Origin of the sequence: Gordonia sp. p3-SID1431, assembly GCF_025143765.1 — a bacterium.
Classification (GTDB): Bacteria; Actinomycetota; Actinomycetes; order Mycobacteriales; family Mycobacteriaceae; genus Gordonia; species Gordonia hongkongensis.
Map to the genome: position 1 here is coordinate 1 of NZ_JAMBDT010000105.1, position 17,988 is coordinate 17,988.

Annotated in this window: 16 protein-coding genes; all 16 read left to right on the forward strand. The window is 69.3% G+C overall.

All coding sequences use genetic code 11. The annotated features are described in order from the left end of the window. The first annotated feature begins 112 nt into the window (after positions 1-112). Entirely contained in the window at positions 113-2,314 is a 2,202-nt protein-coding gene (locus M4D77_RS20135) for an HAD-IIA family hydrolase (RefSeq protein WP_259937174.1), read from the forward strand. Positions 2,315-2,385: 71 nt separating this feature from the next. Then, the gene (locus M4D77_RS20140; RefSeq protein ID WP_396266605.1) at positions 2,386-2,616 is read left to right on the forward strand and encodes a hypothetical protein; all 231 of its coding nucleotides are present in this window, start codon (positions 2,386-2,388) and stop codon (positions 2,614-2,616) included. A gap of 52 nt (positions 2,617-2,668) precedes the next feature. Next, complete coding sequence (locus M4D77_RS20145) at positions 2,669-3,556, forward strand: TlyA family RNA methyltransferase (protein WP_259937181.1); 888 nt, start codon at positions 2,669-2,671, stop codon at positions 3,554-3,556. Between the two features lie 70 nt (positions 3,557-3,626). Next, positions 3,627-4,646 (forward strand): NAD kinase, encoded by a 1,020-nt coding sequence (locus M4D77_RS20150; RefSeq protein WP_058253151.1) that lies wholly within the window; start codon positions 3,627-3,629, stop codon positions 4,644-4,646. Between the two features lie 2 nt (positions 4,647-4,648). Continuing rightward, positions 4,649-6,403, forward strand: coding sequence for a DNA repair protein RecN (gene recN / locus M4D77_RS20155; protein ID WP_159370961.1), 1,755 nt, complete (start codon positions 4,649-4,651; stop codon positions 6,401-6,403). Positions 6,404-6,505: 102 nt separating this feature from the next. Further along, entirely contained in the window at positions 6,506-7,693 is a 1,188-nt protein-coding gene (gene steA, locus M4D77_RS20160; RefSeq protein WP_058253215.1) for a putative cytokinetic ring protein SteA, read from the forward strand. Positions 7,694-7,696: 3 nt separating this feature from the next. After that, positions 7,697-8,632 carry a copper transporter gene (locus tag M4D77_RS20165; RefSeq protein WP_065629797.1) on the forward strand — a complete coding sequence of 312 codons (936 nt, stop codon included), beginning with the start codon at positions 7,697-7,699 and terminating at the stop codon, positions 8,630-8,632. A gap of 142 nt (positions 8,633-8,774) precedes the next feature. Beyond that, positions 8,775-10,574, forward strand: coding sequence for a CTP synthase (locus tag M4D77_RS20170; protein WP_083229474.1), 1,800 nt, complete (start codon positions 8,775-8,777; stop codon positions 10,572-10,574). A gap of 5 nt (positions 10,575-10,579) precedes the next feature. Further along, positions 10,580-11,215, forward strand: a complete 636-nt coding sequence (locus M4D77_RS20175; RefSeq protein ID WP_068972163.1) for an NUDIX hydrolase — start codon at positions 10,580-10,582, stop codon at positions 11,213-11,215. Then, positions 11,212-12,132, forward strand: a complete 921-nt coding sequence (xerD, locus tag M4D77_RS20180; protein ID WP_068972164.1) for a site-specific tyrosine recombinase XerD — start codon at positions 11,212-11,214, stop codon at positions 12,130-12,132. The genes M4D77_RS20175 and xerD overlap by 4 nt, the downstream gene beginning before the upstream one ends. 133 nt (positions 12,133-12,265) lie before the next feature. After that, positions 12,266-13,234 (forward strand): ParA family protein, encoded by a 969-nt coding sequence (locus M4D77_RS20185; RefSeq protein WP_388029988.1) that lies wholly within the window; start codon positions 12,266-12,268, stop codon positions 13,232-13,234. After that, entirely contained in the window at positions 13,231-14,157 is a 927-nt protein-coding gene (locus M4D77_RS20190; protein ID WP_083207271.1) for a ScpA family protein, read from the forward strand. Before M4D77_RS20185 ends, M4D77_RS20190 begins: the two co-directional genes overlap by 4 nt. Further along, positions 14,154-14,912, forward strand: coding sequence for an SMC-Scp complex subunit ScpB (gene scpB, locus M4D77_RS20195; protein WP_065629800.1), 759 nt, complete (start codon positions 14,154-14,156; stop codon positions 14,910-14,912). The genes M4D77_RS20190 and scpB overlap by 4 nt, the downstream gene beginning before the upstream one ends. 6 nt (positions 14,913-14,918) lie before the next feature. Further along, positions 14,919-15,851, forward strand: coding sequence for a pseudouridine synthase (locus M4D77_RS20200; protein WP_058253158.1), 933 nt, complete (start codon positions 14,919-14,921; stop codon positions 15,849-15,851). After that, positions 15,848-16,561 carry a (d)CMP kinase gene (gene cmk / locus M4D77_RS20205; protein ID WP_058253159.1) on the forward strand — a complete coding sequence of 238 codons (714 nt, stop codon included), beginning with the start codon at positions 15,848-15,850 and terminating at the stop codon, positions 16,559-16,561. Before M4D77_RS20200 ends, cmk begins: the two co-directional genes overlap by 4 nt. Next, positions 16,558-17,988: ribosome biogenesis GTPase Der (gene der / locus M4D77_RS20210; protein ID WP_259937180.1), on the forward strand; the 1,431-nt coding region annotated here is incomplete at its 3' end. The genes cmk and der, both read left to right, overlap by 4 nt.

The window sequence follows — 17,988 nt, forward strand, 5'->3', positions numbered from 1 at the left end:
TATTCGATGATTTCTTTCGTCGGATACGGGGTCTTTCTCGTGCGTCGGTCGCCTGATGCGTCATCGCCGGGCGGCACAACTCAGCAAGGTTCGAGGGCATAGATTGGCAGCTATGAGTGATCGTGATCGTCCGCGCAGCGACGGGCGCGGCCAGCGGGACACACGTGGACAGCGGGATGGCGGTCGAGGTGGCCGGAATGATCGTCCGGGGCGTGACCGCGGATCTGATCGCGGCAGCCGGCAGCCCGGGCCACCGCTACCCGAGGACATCGCGGCGTCGGATCTCGATCCCGAGGTGCGCCGTGATCTGCTGACGCTCGACAAGGCCAACGCCGAGATCGTCGCGCGGCACCTGGTGATGGTGTCGCGCATCCTGCTCGAGGATCCCGTCCAGGCGCTGGAACATGCACGTGCCGCTCGCGCTCGCGCTTCCCGGGTCGGCGTCGTTCGCGAGACCGTCGGCATCGCTGCCTACAACGCGGGCGAGTGGCAGGAGTCGGCGACCGAACTCCGCGCAGCCAAGCGCATCACCGGCAACCCGGCCCTGTTGCCGCTCATCGCCGACTGCGAACGCGGACTCGGGCGCCCTGAGCGTGCCGTCGAGATCGCGCGCGGTGACGAGGGACGGTCACTGACCGGCGACGATGCCACCGAGATGCGGATCGTCGAAGCCGGTGCCCGCATGGACCTCGGTGAACCGGATAAGGCGGTCGTGACGCTGCAGGCCGAGAACCTCAAGCCCGGGCAGCTCGGTACCGGACCGGCCCGTCTCTTCTACGCCTATGCGTCTGCCCTGGAAGCTGCCGGTCGTCGCGACGACGCGATCACCTGGTTCATGAACGCGGCGGCCGCCGACGTCGATGATGTCACCGATGCCGAGTTCCGGTTGACCGAGCTGGCCAACGACGACCAGCCGTCCGAGAGTGTGGGAGTGAACGGCGCTGCGCCAGGCGAGCTCGACAACCCGCTGTCGGTGCCGGCTGTCGAGCGGGACATCGACTCCGATGCGGACCCGATCGCGCCCGCCTCAGCGCCTGCGCCCGATGTCACTCCCGCAATCGATTCACCTGCTGCGTCCGATGCCATCGAGAACGACACCATCAAGGCCGTTCCGGGTACGGCCGACCTGTCGAAGACCTCGAATTCGGTGGCGGTGTCCGCCGTTGCCGAGGAAGAGGGAGATGCCGGCGATGACGTGATCGCCGAGTCGACCATCGTGGAAGGGGTGCCCAATCCCCTCGCCACCCTGGACGAGTCGTCGGGAACCGAGTCTGCGGCCGAACCCGCCATCACATCGCCGCCCGATTCCGTGACCCTTGTCGATCGTCACGACGCACTACTCCTCGACCTGGACGGCACCGTGTTCGCCGGGCATCACGCGCTGCCGAATGCGCTCGATGCCCTCGCCCGGCTGAACATCCCGCGGTTCTTCGTGACCAACAACGCGAGCCGGCGGCCGTCCGAGGTGGCCGCGCACCTGCGTGAGCTGGGGTTCGAGGCGACCGACGACCTCGTCGTCACGAGTGCACAGTCGGGCGCGCGGCTGCTGTCCGAACATCTCGAGCCGGGTTCGCGTGCACTGGTGATCGGTACCGACGGACTCGCGCAAGAAGTCCGCGAAGTCGGTGTCGGGGTGACGCGTAGTGCCGACGACCGACCGGCCGCGGTGATCCAGGGCCACTCGCCGGACACCGGTTGGGCGCAACTGTCGGAGGCGGCGCTCGCGATCCGGGCCGGCGCGCTGTGGATCGCGACGAACATCGACGCCACCCTGCCGTCCGAGCGGGGCCTGCTCGTGGGGAACGGTTCGATGGTCGCCGCGCTGCGTAACGCGACGGGCAAGGAGCCCCTGGTGGCGGGCAAGCCCGCCGCGCCGTTGATGGCCGACGCGATCGCGCGTGCTCGGGCGAGCGCTCCGCTCGTCGTCGGGGACCGGTTGGACACCGACATCGAGGGCGGCCATGCCGTCGGTATCGAGAGCGCCCTGGTACTGACCGGTGTGAGCACGGTCGACGATCTGCTGTCGGCGCCCCCGGAGCAGCGACCCACCTACGTTCTCGACGACCTCGCCGGCCTTTTCGTCGACATCGACGCCGTGCGGGTGTCCGACCAGCCCGGTTGGGACATCACCGTCGAGGGTCCGACCGTGCGGGTCGCCGGTTCCGGCGCGGAGGCGGGACTGGTGCCCGCGCTCGCCGCCGCCACCTGGGCCGCAGTCGATGCCGGGTCCGCGGATCCGGACGACTTGCGGGTGATCGCGGAGGGAGCCGCGAGGACCAAGCTCGAATCCCTCGGTGTCACAGTCGTCGGCTAGCGTGGTCCACGATGACTCACCCGACTGCCTCCTCGGCTGACCCAGGTCCGTCCCGGCCCACGCCGGGAGCGATGCCGCGTCGGCAGTTCGACCCCGTCGTCGACGCATTCGGCACCGCCGATGGGGTCGGGGAGCTGCCCGACGTGGAGGCCGAGGTCACCGAGATGCTCGCGCAGGTCGACGAGATCCGTGAATCGGCGGGTGACGCCTTCTCGCTGGCGGCGCTCGAACGTCAGGCGGCGCTTCTCGAGCAGGCCCATGACTCGCTCACCGCGGCCCTCGACGCCGTGGACCGACGATGAGACCGGCCTCGGTGCGGAAACCGGAGTCGTCCACGAGGGAGCGGTTCTGACCATGGTCGCCAGAGCACGACTCGATGCCGAACTCGTCCGCCGAGGTCTCGCCCGATCGCGCGAACAGGCGCGTGAGCTCGTCGATGCCGGGTCGGTCCGGGTCAACGGGACCATCGCGTCGAAGGCGGCCACCGGGGTCACCCGGGACACCCCGATCGTCGTCGACGAGGGTCCGCGAGACGACTGGGCGTCACGAGGCGCGCACAAGCTCCTCGGTGCGCTCGAGGCGTTCGAGCCGGGTGGCCTGACGGTGGAGGGGCGTCGGTGCCTCGACGCCGGCGCATCGACCGGGGGATTCACCGATGTGCTGCTGCGCCGCGGGGCCCGCGAGGTGGTCGCCGCGGACGTCGGATACGGACAACTCATCTGGCGGTTGCAGAACGACGAGCGCGTCGTGGTCCATGACCGGACGAACGTCCGGCACCTCGAGCCCGGGTCCATCGGCGGCCCGGTCGACGTCGTGGTCGCCGACTTGTCGTTCATCTCGTTGGGCCTGGTGCTGCCCGCGCTGGCCCGCTGTTGCGCGCCGGGCGCCGACCTGTTGCCGATGGTCAAACCGCAGTTCGAGGTCGGCAAGGAAAGGGTCGGATCGGGCGGCGTGGTCCGCGATTCCGCGCTGCGCGCCGAGGCGGTACTCGGGGTGGCGATCGAGGCCGCCGCGCACGGACTGCGGACGCGCGGTGTGGTGGCGAGCCCGCTGCCCGGGCCGTCGGGGAACGTCGAGTACTTCCTGTGGTTGCACAACGAGCTCGCCGACCGGACGGGCGAGGAGTCGGGGTGGAGCGATAGGGTCGACCGGGCGGACTCGACCGACGCGGATCGCCCCCTCGGGTCCCCGGACGAACTCCGGGCCATGATCGAACAGGCGGTCGCCGCGGGACCGCGCTGACCGCTGGGCCCGCGTCTCCGTACCGACACCGCACTTATCCCAGACCGCACTTCGATGGAGGGGATCACCAGTGACCGACGATCCGGCACCGGACCACACCGGTGCCCGCGAGTTCTTGGTGGTCGCCCACACCGGACGCGAGAACGTGCTCGAGACCATCGAGGCGATCGCGCGCCACTGCGCGGCCGCCGACGTCGCGCTGCGCGTGGTCGACCACGACACCCTCGACCGCGACGCCCCCGATCACGATGTGCTGTACCGGAACAACGAGGGCGAGTCGCCCCGTCCCCGCAACGTACCGGTCGACCCCGAATACCTGCGGTCGCTCGGCGCGGTCGTCGAGGTCACTACGGCCGAGTCCGCGACGGCAGAGGGCTGCGAACTCGTCATCGTCCTGGGCGGTGACGGCACCTTCCTCCGGGCCGCCGAGCTGGCCTATCCCGCCGAGGTCCCGGTCCTGGGTATCAATCTCGGACACATCGGCTTCCTCGCCGAGGCCGAGGCGCATCGCGTCGACGAGGTCATGACCCAGCTGATCGCCCGGGACTACCGCATCGAACCGCGGATGACCCTCGACATCGCCATCGTGGACCCGGCCGACCCGGACCCGCCGACCGCGTGCAGCTGGGCGCTCAACGAGGTCGCGGTCCTGAACACGAGCAACAACGGTGTCCTCGAGCTCGTGACCGAGGTCGACGGCCGGCCGGTCTCAGCCTTCGGCGCCGACGGAGTGCTGGTGTCGACACCGACCGGATCGACGGCCTACGCGTTCTCCGCCGGCGGGCCGGTGATGTGGCCCGACCTCGAGGCCATCCTGGTCGTGCCGAACAACGCCCACGCCCTGTTCGCCCGGCCGATGGTGACGAGTCCGCGATCGCGGATCGCGGTGGAGGTGGACAAGAACGGGCGGTCCGCGCTGGCGCTGTGCGACGGCCGACGCGCACTCGACGTGCCCGCGGGAGCCCGCGTCGAGGTGGTGCGCAGCGAACGGTCGGTGCGTTGGATCCGGATCGATTCCGACCCCTTCGCCGACCGACTGGTCACCAAGTTCGCCCTCCCGGTCACGGGATGGCGAGGGAGGCAGGCATAGTCGTGCTCGAAGAGATCTCGATCACCGGTCTCGGTGTCATCGAGGAGGCGCAGGCGCGCTTCCATCCGGGATTCACGGTGCTCACCGGCGAGACCGGAGCGGGCAAGACGATGATCGTCACCAGCCTGCACCTGCTGTCCGGTGCCCGCGCCGACGCGACGCGCGTCCGGACCGGCAGCCCCAAGGCAGTCGTCGAGGGCCGGTTCCGGCTCGCGAACAACGGCGGAGCGCACCGGGATCCGGTCGTCGCCGACATCCTGGACTCCACCGGAGCCGAACTCGACGACGACGACACCGTCATCGCGGTCCGGTCGGTCAGCGCCGACGGACGATCCCGCGCCCATCTGGGCGGCCGGTCCGTCCCGGTGGGCGTCATGGGCCAACTCACCACGGCGGTCCTGGCCATCCACGGCCAGAACGACCAGTTGCGGCTCCTCCGCCCCGAACACCAGCGCGCGGCACTCGACACGTTCGCCGGCCCGAAGGCGGCTGCGGCGCTGGACTCATACCGGAAGGCACGAACGGCCTGGGTCGAGGTCCTCGACGAACTCGACGCCCGGCGCGCCAACTACCGGGAACTCGCGCAGGAAGCCGACCGGCTGCGGTTCGGCATCGACGAGATCGCCGCGGTCGATCCGGTGCCCGGCGAGGACGAGGAGCTGACCGCGACGATCCGCCGGCTCTCCGACCTGGAGTCCATCCGTGGTGCCGCCGACCAGGCGCACGCCATCGTCGCCGGGGATTCGGGATCGTCGGTCATCGAAGGACTCGGAACGGTGCGCACGCTGCTGGAGACCGCGGCCGACGACACGCTGCGTGATCTCGTACCGCGCGTCGCCGAGGCGCTCACCGTCATCACCGATGTCGGCGCCGAACTGACCGCCTTCACGTCGGGCCTACCCGCCGACGCCGAGGAGCTCGACAAGTTGCTCGCCCGTCAGGCCGAGCTGAAGACGCTCGTCCGCAAGTACGCGCCGGATGTCGACGGGGTGATCGACTGGCGCCACAAGGCCGAGGCCCGGCTCGCGGAGATCGAGGACCCACGGGCCTCCATCGAGGAGCTCGAGGTTGCCGCGACGGCGGCCCGGGACAAGGTGCAGGCCGCGGCGGACAAGTTGCACACGCTGCGGTCGAAGGCCGCGAAGTCGATGGCCGACAAGGTGTCTCGAGAGCTCAAGGGGCTGGCGATGGGGGACTCGGCGCTGGCGGTCGCGGTCAACCCGGATGCGGCGACGCCCGACGACCGGCTGACCGTCAGCGTCGCGGGCACCGCCGCGCACGCCGGCGCCGACGGCGCGGACAAGGTCGAATTCGCACTTCTCGCTCATCCCGGCGCCACGCCGCTGCCCATCGCGAAATCGGCGTCGGGCGGCGAACTCTCACGGGTCATGCTCGCCCTCGAAGTCGTCCTCGCCGCACCCACCTCGGGATCGGTGATGGTCTTTGACGAGGTCGACGCCGGGGTCGGTGGTCGCGCGGCCGTGGAGATCGGGAAGCGGTTGTCGAGGCTGGCCCGAGCACACCAGGTGATCGTGGTGACCCACCTCCCTCAAGTCGCGGCGTTCGCCGACAACCACCTGGTCATCGGCAAGAGCAAGAAGGGGGCGCTCGTCACCAGCAGTGTGCGCACCCTCGATCGGAGCGAGCGAGTGGCGGAGTTGGCCCGCATGCTCGCGGGCCTGGGGGAGTCCGACACCGGGCGCGCCCACGCCGAGGAACTGCTGGCCACCGCGGAGGCGGAGCGCGCCGCCGACTGAGCACCGCCGACGGTGAAACACGTGGTGCGTGTGTGACAAAAGTTGCTGTTGTTACGGCGCGCCTCCCCGGCTGAGGCGTGCCTTCGGCCGATCATGGCCGTCATGAAGATGCCTGCACTGCTCGCGCGTAACACCGAAGAACTGCCTGGCGTGACCGGTATCGCCAGGATCGACAAGAACACGAAACGGCTGCTCAACCGCGTCGGGCCGGGTGACATCGCCATTCTCGACGAGGTCGACCTCGACCGGGTGACCGCCGACGCGCTCGTCGAGGCCAACGTCGTGGCCGTGGTCAACGCCTCGCGGTCGATCACCGGCCGCTACCCCAACCTCGGACCCGAGGTCCTGGTGGCCTCCGGCATCGTGCTGCTCGACGATGTGGGTCCGGAGATCTTCAAGCGGGTCAAGGACGGTGCCAAGGTGCGGGTCCACAACGACCGGCTCCTCGTCGGCGAACGGCGACTCGCCCTCGGTACCGAGCTCGAGGAGCGCGACATCGCCGACATCATGATCGGTGCCAAGGCGGGCCTCGTCGACCATCTCGAGGCGTTCTCGGGCAACACGATCGAGTTCATCCGCAGCGAGTCGCCGCTGCTGATCGACGGGGTCGGTGTGCCGGAGATCGACGTCGACGTCGCAGGCCGTCACGTCGTCATCGTCGGCGAAGGTGCCGACCGTGCTGCCGACCTCCGCTCGCTGAAGCCGTTCATCAAGGAGTACCAGCCCGTCATGGTGGGCGTCGGGGCCGGTGCGGACACGCTGATGAAGGCCGGGTACAAGCCGTCGATCATCGTCGGCGATCCCGAGACCATGAAGACTCCGACGCTGAAATCCGGTGCACAGCTGGTGCTTCCGGCCGACACCGACGGACATGCGACCGGGCTCGAACGCATTCAGGACCTCGGCATCGGGGCCACCACGTTCCCGGCCGCCGGGTCGGCCGGCGACCTCGCGTTGCTGCTCACCGACTACCACGGCGCCGACCTGATCGTCACCGTCGGCTACCCGGGATCGCTCGACGACTTCTTCGACCGGTCGCGCCGGGAGAGCAATCCGTCGATGTTCCTGACCCGACTGAAGGTGGGCCAGAAGCTCGTCGACGCGAAGGCGGTCGCCACGCTCTACCGCAGCCGGGTGTCGGGCGCCGCCATCGCGTGTGTCGTGCTGGCGGCACTCGTCGCCGTCATCGCCGCCGTGCTGCTGTCGAACGCGGGCACCGACATCACCGACTGGATCGTCGTGCAGTGGAATGCGCTGCTCGACTGGGCTCGAGAGGTCTGGAACCGGTAGCCGATGATCTCGCTACGACAGCATGCGATCTCGCTGGTCGCGGTCTTCCTCGCGCTCGCCCTGGGACTGTTCCTGGGGTCGGGATTCGTCGGGGACCGCGTCAACTCGATGACCGGCACGAGTCGTGACCGCATCGGCGACCTGGAGAGCGAGCGCGACGATCTCAACGCAAAGCTCAACGCCTCCAACAGCTTCGACCTCGCCATCACACCCCGGCTGATCGCGAACAAGCTCAAGGGGCAGTCCGTGCTGGTGGTCACCGCACCGAACGCGGCGGATGCCGATGTCGATGCGGTCAAAGAATCGATCTCGGGTGCCGGTGCCCGATTCGGCGGACAGATCGGTTTGACCGACGCACTGCTCACCGACGGCAAGTCCGAGGAACTGCGGACGATCGTCGACCAGACCATTCCGCCGGGCACGATGCTGCGCGCGGAACTGACCGATTCCGGGGGCCGGGTCGGGGACCTGCTCGGGGCCCTCGTGCTGTCGAACGAGACAGCGCGACCGGCGTCGTCCGGGGACCGTCGGACCGGGCTGGCGACACTGCGCGACGGTGGGTTCATCGACTACGCCGACAACGCGATCACCCCGACCGATCTGGTGGTGGTGGTGACCGGTGACGAGTTCGGTCCGGACTCCGGTGCGCAGGGCACGCTGGTCGGCCGCCTGGCCGCCACGCTGTCGGCACGCGGGGTCGGCGGGGTACTGGTCGGACGCACCGGCTCCGCGGCGGGCGGGTCGCCGATCGCCATCGTCCGCTCGGATCCGTCGCTGGCCAACGCGGTCTCGACCGTCGACAACATCGACCAGCCGACGGGTCTCATCACGACGATCCTCGCCCTGGCCGCCGAGGCCGACGGGACGACCGGCTCCTACGGCACCGGCCCGGGCGCGACCGCGATCACCGTCGGTGCCGACGGACGACCGGCCGCCTGAGATCGAGTCCGCCACCGCACGCGAGCACCGCCACACCCGTCGACGGTGTGGCGGTGCGGCGTCGGGCGTCGGTGGTGTTACCCTGGAGTCCCGTAGGTAATCAGGGCATCGGCCCCGATTCGGCCGACGGGAGACACTTCTTTTGCGACCACTTCGCCATGTACACGACACCAAGCACATCTTTGTGACCGGTGGCGTCGCCTCTTCGCTGGGCAAGGGCCTGACGGCCTCCAGCCTGGGTCAGCTTCTCACCTCGCGGGGCCTGCGGGTCACCATGCAGAAGCTCGATCCGTATCTGAACGTCGATCCGGGCACCATGAATCCGTTCCAGCACGGTGAGGTGTTCGTGACCGAGGACGGCGCCGAGACCGATCTCGACGTCGGACATTACGAGCGTTTCCTCGACCGCAATCTCTCGCAGTCGGCGAATGTGACCACCGGACAGGTGTATTCGTCGGTCATCGCCAAGGAACGCCGCGGCGAGTACCTCGGTGAAACCGTTCAGGTCATCCCGCACATCACCGACGAGCTCAAGTCGCGCGTGCTGGCCATGGCCGAACCCGACGCCGGCGGTGAAGTGCCCGATGTGGTCATCACCGAGATCGGTGGCACGGTCGGCGACATCGAGTCGCTGCCGTTCATCGAGGCCGCGCGACAGGTGCGCCACGACGTCGGCCGCGACAATGTCTTCTTCCTGCACGTCTCGCTCGTGCCCTACCTCGCGCCGTCGGGGGAACTCAAGACCAAGCCGACCCAGCACTCGGTCGCCGCGCTGCGCAACGTCGGCATCCAGCCCGACGCGCTGATCCTGCGCTGCGACCGCGACGTGCCCGAAGGGCTCAAGAAGAAGATCGCGCTCATGTGCGACGTCGAACTCGACGGCGTGATCTCCACCCCCGACGCCCCGTCGATCTACGACATCCCGAAGGTGCTCCACAGCGAGCACCTCGACGCCTACGTGGTCCGCAAGCTGGGTCTGCCGTTCCGCGACGTCGACTGGACGGTGTGGGGCGAGCTCCTGCGCCGCGTGCACGAGCCGCGCGAAACCGTCCGCGTCGCGCTGGTCGGCAAGTACGTCGATCTCCCCGACGCCTACCTGTCGGTGACCGAGGCCATCCGCGCCGGTGGCTTCGCCTGGAAGGCGCGTACCGAGATCAAGTGGGTGCCCTCGGATGAGTGCGCCACCCCGGCCGGCGCGCAGGCCGCCCTCGGCGACGTCGACGCGATCCTGATCCCCGGCGGCTTCGGCATCCGCGGCATCGAGGGCAAGGTCGGTGCCATCTCGTACGCACGGCGGCGCGGGATCCCGCTGCTGGGCTTGTGCCTCGGGCTGCAATGTGTGGTCATCGAGGCGGCGCGCTCGGTCGGCCTCGACGAGGCCAGCTCGACCGAGTTCGACCCAGAAACCCCGCACCCGGTGATCTCGACGATGGCCGATCAGGCCGACGCCGTGGCCGGCGACGCCGACCTGGGCGGCACCATGCGACTCGGTGCCTACGACGCCGTGCTGAAGGCCGGGTCCGTCGTCGCCGAGGCCTACGGGACGCGGGAGGTGTCCGAACGTCACCGTCATCGCTTCGAGGTCAACAACGCCTACCGCGACAAGATCGCCGACTCCGGGCTCGTGTTCTCGGGTACCTCGCCCGATGGGCACCTCGTCGAATTCGTCGAGTACCCCAAGTCGGTGCACCCGTATCTGGTTGCCACGCAAGCACACCCGGAGCTCAAGAGCCGGCCGACCCGCCCGCATCCGCTGTTCCGTTCGTTCATCGAGGCGGCCCTGAAGTACAAGGCGGCCGAACGTCTTCCGGTCGACCTCGGCGACGACTACGAGTCGAACGACGCTCCCGCGGACGCGGTGGCCGCCGTCAACGCGGTCACGGTGGAACCGGTCGCCGGGCTGGGCGAGGCAGTCCTCGACGACCCTGCCGGCAGGGACTGACCGCGTTGGGCCACGACTTCGAGGTCAAGGACAGCCGCACCGTCTACGACGGCGCGATCATCACCCTCCGGGTCGACGACGTCGAGATGCCGGGCGGGCGCGTCGCCGAGCGTGAGGTCGTCGAACATTTCGGGGCCGTCGCGATCCTGGCGCGCGACGATGCCGGCCGGGTGGCGATGGTGCGGCAGTACCGTCACCCCATCGGCCGACGTCTGCTCGAGTTGCCCGCCGGGTTGCTCGATCAGGCCGACGAAGAACCCCTGGCCGCCGCACAGCGCGAGCTGGCCGAAGAGGCCGACCTCGCCGCCGACTCATGGCATGTCCTGGTCGACCTCGCGCTGTCACCCGGCTTCACCGACGAGGCGCTGCGGTTGTATCTCGCCGAGGGGCTCCACAATCTCGACGCGGCCGAACGCGTCGACGAGGAAGCCGACATGTCGATCGAGTGGGTGCCGCTCGACGACGCCGTCGCGAAGGTGTTGTCGGGGGAGATCGTCAACGCGACGAGCGTGGCCGGCATCCTGGCCGCGGCCGCAGCCGGCGGGTCGACGGCCGGCCTCCGCGGCGTCGACGCCCCGTGGCCGGACGAGCCGACCGCGTTACGGAACCGACGTGCCGACGATCGGGGCCGCCGGTCGTGACCCTGGCCGCCGACATCGCGCGCTACCTCGATCACCTGACGGTGGAGCGGGGTGCGGCGGCCAACACGGTGTCGTCCTACCGGCGCGATCTCGAGAGGTATCGCGGGTATCTCGACCGGCGGGGGATCCCGTCACTCGACGCCGTGACCAAAGAGGACATCCGCGAGTTCCTCGTCGAACTCCGTCGCGGTGACGCCGAGGCGGGGTTCGCTCCGCTCGCCGACAGTTCGATCGCGCGAACCCTGGTCGCCACCAGGCGTTTTCACAAGTTCGCGGTGGATGAGGGGATCGTGCCGACCGACGTCGCGCACGATGTGCGGCCCCCGCGCGCGGCGCGGCGCCTGCCGAAATCCCTGCCGGTCGACGAGGTGCTCGCCATTCTCGATTCGGCCGGCGTCGAGGACCATCCGCGCGGGTTGCGGGACCGCGCGCTGCTGGAGTTCCTCTACAGCTGCGGGGCGCGGATCTCCGAGGCCACCTCCCTCGATCTCGACGATCTCGATCTCGACGACATGCGCGCGGTTCGCCTCCGGGGCAAGGGCGGCAAAGAGCGTCTCGTGCCGCTCGGCGGGCCCGCCGTCCAGGCACTCGAGGCGTACCTCGTCCGCGGGCGACCCGCGCTGGTGTCACGGGCGACGCCCGCGGTGTTCCTGAACGCGCGCGGCGGGCGGCTCTCGCGGCAGAGCGCCTGGCAGGTGCTCGTCACCGCGGCCGAGCGCGCCGGCCTCGACAAGGCGGTCTCGCCGCACACCCTCCGGCACAGCTTCGCGACCCATCTGCTCGACGGCGGCGCCGACGTCCGCGTCGTGCAGGAACTCCTGGGCCACGCCTCGGTCACCACCACGCAGGTGTACACGCTCGTGACGGTCAACACGATGCGGGAGGTCTATGCCGTCGCCCATCCGAGGGCGCGTTGACCCCGCGGATCCCCCGGGCGCGCCGACGCCGGGATGACCGGGGAGATGTCCTAGGCTGATACGAGGCTCGGCCGTGGACGGACAACTGAACTACCGAGAAGCGGCATCGAACAGCGAAGGGAGCGGCGGACACGTGACCACTCCGAGCGCACCCCTGTCTGGCGCCCGTCCGGGAGGGTCTGGCGCCCGTCCGGGAGATCAGTACAGCATCCAGGTGTCGCCCGGAAACGACACCGACGAGGCCGAGCACGATGCCGACGAGATCGGCCCCACCGGGCGGCCGTATCGCGACGTACCCGAGCCCGCTCCGCTGGACCGTCACGGACCCGCCACGGTGATCGCGGTCTGCAATCAGAAGGGCGGCGTCGGCAAGACGACGTCGACCATCAATCTCGGTGCTGCGCTTGCCGAATACGGTCGTCGGGTCCTGCTCGTCGACCTCGACCCGCAGGGTGCGCTGTCCGCGGGACTCGGTGTGCCGCATCACGAGCTGGAACAGACCGTCTACAACCTCCTCGTACCGCCGCAGGTGGCCACCGACGAGGTCCTGATGCGGACCCGCGTCGACGGTCTCGACCTGCTGCCCAGCAACATCGACCTGTCGGCCGCGGAGATCCAGCTGGTGACCGAGGTGGGTCGCGAGCAGTCGCTCGGCCGGGCACTGCATCCCGTGCTCGACCGCTACGACGTCGTCCTCATCGACTGCCAGCCGTCGCTGGGTCTGCTCACTGTCAACGCGCTGGCCTGCGCCGACACCGTGCTCATCCCGATGGAGTGCGAGTACTTCAGCCTGCGCGGGCTGGCTCTGCTCACCGACACGATCAACAAGGTGCGCGACCGGCTCAACCCGCGCCTGGACCTCGGCGGCATCCTGGTCACCATGTTCGACGCCCGCACACTGCACTCCCGTGAGGTGATGGCCCGCGTCGTCGAGGTGTTCGGCGACGCGGTCTACGACACCGTCATCGCCCGCACCGTCCGGTTCCCGGAGACCAGCGTCGCCGGGGAACCGATCACATCGTGGGCGCCGCGGTCGGCCGGCGCGAAGGCGTACCGGGCGCTCGCACGCGAGGTGATCGCCCGCAACGTCACGCCCGCATGACGACCGGCACCGACCAGGCAGTCCCCGAACCCGCCGTGTCCGAAACCGCCGTATCCGAACCCGGCGCGTCCGATTCGGTTGTGCCCGAAGATGCTTCGAGCGCGGCGGAAGCGTCGTCCGAGGTCGGTGCCGAGGAGTCCGGTTTCCGGGTCAAGCTGCGCAACTTCGAGGGTCCGTTCGACCTGCTGCTGAACCTGATCTCGCAGCACCGCCTCGATGTGACCGAGGTGGCGCTGCACGAGGTGACCGACGACTTCATCGCCTACACCCGCGCACTCGGCCCGGAGATGGGGCTCGACCAGACGACCGAATTCCTCGTCGTCGCGGCGACGCTGCTGGATCTCAAGGCGGCTCGCCTGCTGCCCTCCGGCGAGGTCGATGATCCGGAGGACCTCGCACTCCTCGAAGCCCGGGACCTGTTGTTCGCGCGGTTGCTGCAGTACCGCGCCTACAAGCAGGTCGCCGCCCTGTTCGGCGAACTCGAGGCCGCCGCCCTGCAGCGCTACCCACGCGCGGTGTCGCTCGAGAAGCGCTTCGAGGATCTGCTGCCGGAGGTCACCCTCGGTGTCGACGCCAACGGCTTCGCGCAGGTCGCCGCGGCGGGGCTGACGCCGCGTCCGGTGCCCACCGTCGGCCTCGACCATCTGCACGACGTCCAGAAGGTGTCGGTTCCGGGCCAGGCACGTCGGATGGCATCTCTCCTCAGTGCGGTACCGGGCACATGGCTGACCTTCGGCGAGCTGACCGCGGACTGCGAGAACGTGCTGGAGATCGTCGGTAGCTTCCTCGGCCTGCTCGAGTTGTTCCGGGAGCAGGCCATCACCTTCGAACAACCCGAGGCACTCGGCGATCTCGCGGTGATGTGGACGGGGGAGCGCGGTGCCGACGACCTGCGCATCGACAAGGCAGAGGACTACGGATGACTGATCACGCTCCTGAGGTCGACCACCACGACCCGACCGGCGTAGCCGAGGGAGAGGACCCGGGACCGGCCGAACCCGAGCAGACCACTCTGCAGGGCGAAGGGGAGTACCTCGACGACGCGCGACTCCGTTCCGCCCTGGAGGCGGTGCTGCTCGTCGTGGACACCCCGGTCACCACCGAAGAACTCGCGAACGCCGTCGACCAGGACCGCACGCGGGTCCGGGAGACACTCAACGCCATGTCGTCGGAGCTCACGGCGTCGGGCAGCGGCATCGATCTGCGCTTCGCCGGCGACGGCTGGCGTTACTACACCCGGGCGGAGTACGCCCCCTACGTGGAGCGGCTGCTGCTCGACGGCGCGCGGTCGAAGCTCACGCGGGCGGCGCTCGAGACGCTGGCGGTCATCGCCTACCGGCAACCGGTCACCCGGGCACGGGTGAGCGCCATCCGCGGCGTCAACGTCGACGGCGTGATCCGCACCCTCGTCGCTCGCGGACTGATCAACGAGGTCGGCAGCGAACCGACCACGAACGCGACGACCTATGCCACCACCGAACTCTTCCTGGAACGGCTCGGGCTGGCGTCACTGTCGGAACTGCCCGATCTGGCGCCCCTGCTGCCGGACGTCGACCTGATCGACGACCTCGACGAGGAGCTGCTCTCGGATCCCCGATTCGCCAAACTGTCCACCCAACCGTCAGACTCGAATGAACTGATCATCGACGGTGGCACCACCACCGACTCACAGGACTGAGAGAACATGGCATCCGCTGGCCGAGATGGCTCACCGGGAAAACGCCGCAAGGGCGCGCCCGCACAACAGCCGCGAACCAAGAAGACCCACCGCAAGGGGTCGTCGAAGCCGAACGCCGAAGTGGGCCGGATCCGGCTGAACAACGCCCGACCGGCGCGGCACCAGACGCCTGAGCACGGCGAGGGTGCCGGCGCCAACTACGTCGAAGACGGCGTCCGCCTGCAGAAGGTGCTCGCCCAGGCGGGGGTGGCCTCGCGCCGCGGCGCCGAGGAACTGATCGCGGCGGGTCGTGTCGAGGTCGACGGGGAGATCGTCACCGAGCAGGGGCTGCGCATCGACCCGGACACCGCGATCATCCGCGTCGACGGTGCCCGCGTGATCATGGACGAGACCCGGCAGTACCTCGCCTTCAACAAACCCAAGGGCTGGCAGTCGACGATGTCCGACGACCAGGGCCGTCCCTGCGTCGGTGATGTGGTCGCCGAGCGGGTCATGGCCGGTCAGCGTCTGTTCCACGTCGGCCGCCTCGACGCCGACACCGAGGGTCTGCTGCTGCTGACCAACGACGGTGAACTCGCGCACCGGTTGATGCACCCGTCCTTCGAGGTGCCCAAGACCTACCTCGCCACGCTCAAGGGCGAGGTGCCCCGCGGGATCGGACGTCGCATGCGCGAGGGCGTCGAACTCGACGACGGCCCGGTGACGGTCGACAAGTTCACCGTGATCGAGGTCCACGAGGGCCAGTCGCTGGTGCGGATCACCCTCCACGAGGGTCGCAACCGCGTGGTGCGGCGCATGATGGACGAGGTCGGCTTCCCTGTCGTCAAACTGGTTCGCACCCATGTCGGTTCGGTCGCGTTGGGTGAGCAGCGCCCGGGCAGCCTGCGCGTCCTCGGCAACGACGAGGTCGGTGGACTGTACAAGGCGGTCGGCCTGTGAGCGACGGAGCTTCGGAGTCCGCCGGCGGGACCACGCATGTCGTGGCGATCGACGGTCCGGCCGGTACGGGCAAGTCCTCGGTGTCCAAACTCCTGGCCGCCGAGGTCGGCGCCAGCTATCTCGACACCGGCGCGATGTACCGCGCAGTGACTCTCGCCGTTCTCGATGCCGGTGTCGCGCTGGATGATCCGGCCGGAATCGCCCGCGTGGTCGCCGACGTCGCCATCGAGTTGGTCCCCGATGGGGACGGCGCCAAGGTCTTCCTCGACGGGCGCGACGTCTCCGGGCCGATCCGCACCGACCACGTCACCAGCGCCGTCTCCGCGGTCTCGGCGGTACCCGAGGTGCGCACCAAACTGGTTGCGCTGCAACAGCAGAATGCGCAGGGCCGGTTCGTGGTCGTGGAGGGGCGCGACATCGGGACCGTGGTGTTCCCCGACGCCGACGTCAAGATCTTCCTCACCGCGACACCCGAGGCGCGGGCCGAGCGCCGGCACAAGCAGAATCTCGCCGGCGGTCGCGACAGCGACTACGACGCGGTGCTGGCGAGCGTGAACCGCCGCGACCATCTCGACTCGACACGCAAGGTCTCGCCGTTGCGCGCGGCCGACGACGCGACCGTCGTCGACACCAGCGACAAGACCCTCGACGAGGTGCTCGCGGAACTGAGCGGCCTCGTCGCGACCCGGATCGGAGCAGTGGAACGGTGAGTGACGACTACTCGAACGACCTCGCGGCGCTACCCGGCGACGGCACCTGGTCGGACGAATCCGACTGGCAACTGACCGATGTCGGGGGAGCCGACGACGCGTCCGGTGTCGAACACATGCCGGTGGTCGCGATCGTCGGGCGGCCGAACGTCGGCAAGTCGACGCTCGTCAACCGCATCCTGGGGCGTCGTGAAGCCGTGGTCGAGGACATCCCCGGCGTCACCCGGGACCGGGTGTCGTACGCGGCGTCGTGGTCGGGCCGGCGGTTCACCGTCGTCGACACCGGTGGTTGGGAACCCGACGCGAAGGGCCTGCAGCAGGCCGTCGCCGCGCAGGCCGAGCTGGCGATGCGCACCGCCGACGCGATCGTCGTCGTCGTCGACGCCACGGTCGGCGCGACCGCGACCGACGAGGCTGTCGCACGGGTCCTGCGACGCTCGAAGACCCCGGTCATCCTGTGTGCCAACAAGGTCGACAGCGAGCGACTCGAGTCCGACACCGCATCGCTGTGGTCGCTGGGACTCGGTGAGCCGTATCCGGTGTCGGCCGCACACGGCCGCGGCGCCGGTGATCTGCTCGACATCATCCTGGACAAGCTGCCCGAGACCCCGCGGGAGGCACCGACTCTCGGTGGCCCGCGTCGCGTCGCCCTGGTGGGCAAGCCGAACGTCGGCAAGAGTTCGCTGCTGAACAAGCTCACCGGCACCGAGCGGTCGGTGGTCGACAATGTCGCCGGGACAACCGTGGATCCGGTCGACGAACTCGTCGAACTGGGCGGCAAGACCTGGAACTTCGTCGACACCGCCGGTCTGCGCCGCAAGGTGCGGACCGCGAGCGGCCACGAGTACTACGCGTCGTTGCGGACGCGGTCGGCGCTCGACGCGGCCGAGGTGGCGATCCTGCTGATCGACGCGTCGGAACCGATCACCGAACAGGATCTGCGGGTGCTGTCGCTCATCATCGAGAGCGGCCGCGCCCTCGTGATCGCGTTCAACAAATGGGATCTCGTCGACGAGGACCGCCGGTACCAGCTGGACAAGGAGATCGACCGCGAGCTGGCCCGCGTGCCATGGGCGCGTCGGGTGAACATCTCGGCGTCGACCGGCCGGGCCGTCCAGAAGTTGGTCCCCGCACTGGAATCCGCGCTCGACTCATGGGACAAGCGCATCTCGACCGGCCCGCTGAACAACTGGCTCAAGGACGTCATCGCCGCCAATCCGCCGCCGCTGCGCGGTGGCCGGCAGCCGCGCGTGATGTTCGCGACCCAGGCCTCGGTGCGGCCGCCGACCTTCGTGCTGTTCACCACCGGCTTCCTCGAGGCGGGCTATCGCCGGTTCCTGGAGCGGCGCTTGCGCGAGGAATTCAACTTCGACGGTTCGCCCGTCCGGATCAACGTCCGCGTCCGCGACAAGCGGGAGCAGCGCCGC

Excerpts from the sequence above, each read along its gene's own strand:
- scpB (WP_065629800.1), top strand. The coding sequence starts at position 14,154 with ATGACTGATCACGCTCCTGAGGTCGACCACCACGACCCGACCGGCGTA.
- M4D77_RS20140 (WP_396266605.1), top strand. The coding sequence starts at position 2,386 with ATGCCGCGTCGGCAGTTCGACCCCGTCGTCGACGCATTCGGCACCGCC.
- M4D77_RS20190 (WP_083207271.1), top strand. The coding sequence starts at position 13,231 with ATGACGACCGGCACCGACCAGGCAGTCCCCGAACCCGCCGTGTCCGAA.
- M4D77_RS20165 (WP_065629797.1), top strand. The coding sequence starts at position 7,697 with ATGATCTCGCTACGACAGCATGCGATCTCGCTGGTCGCGGTCTTCCTC.
- M4D77_RS20200 (WP_058253158.1), top strand. The coding sequence starts at position 14,919 with ATGGCATCCGCTGGCCGAGATGGCTCACCGGGAAAACGCCGCAAGGGC.
- M4D77_RS20145 (WP_259937181.1), top strand. The coding sequence starts at position 2,669 with ATGGTCGCCAGAGCACGACTCGATGCCGAACTCGTCCGCCGAGGTCTC.
- M4D77_RS20135 (WP_259937174.1), top strand. The coding sequence starts at position 113 with ATGAGTGATCGTGATCGTCCGCGCAGCGACGGGCGCGGCCAGCGGGAC.
- steA (WP_058253215.1), top strand. The coding sequence starts at position 6,506 with ATGAAGATGCCTGCACTGCTCGCGCGTAACACCGAAGAACTGCCTGGC.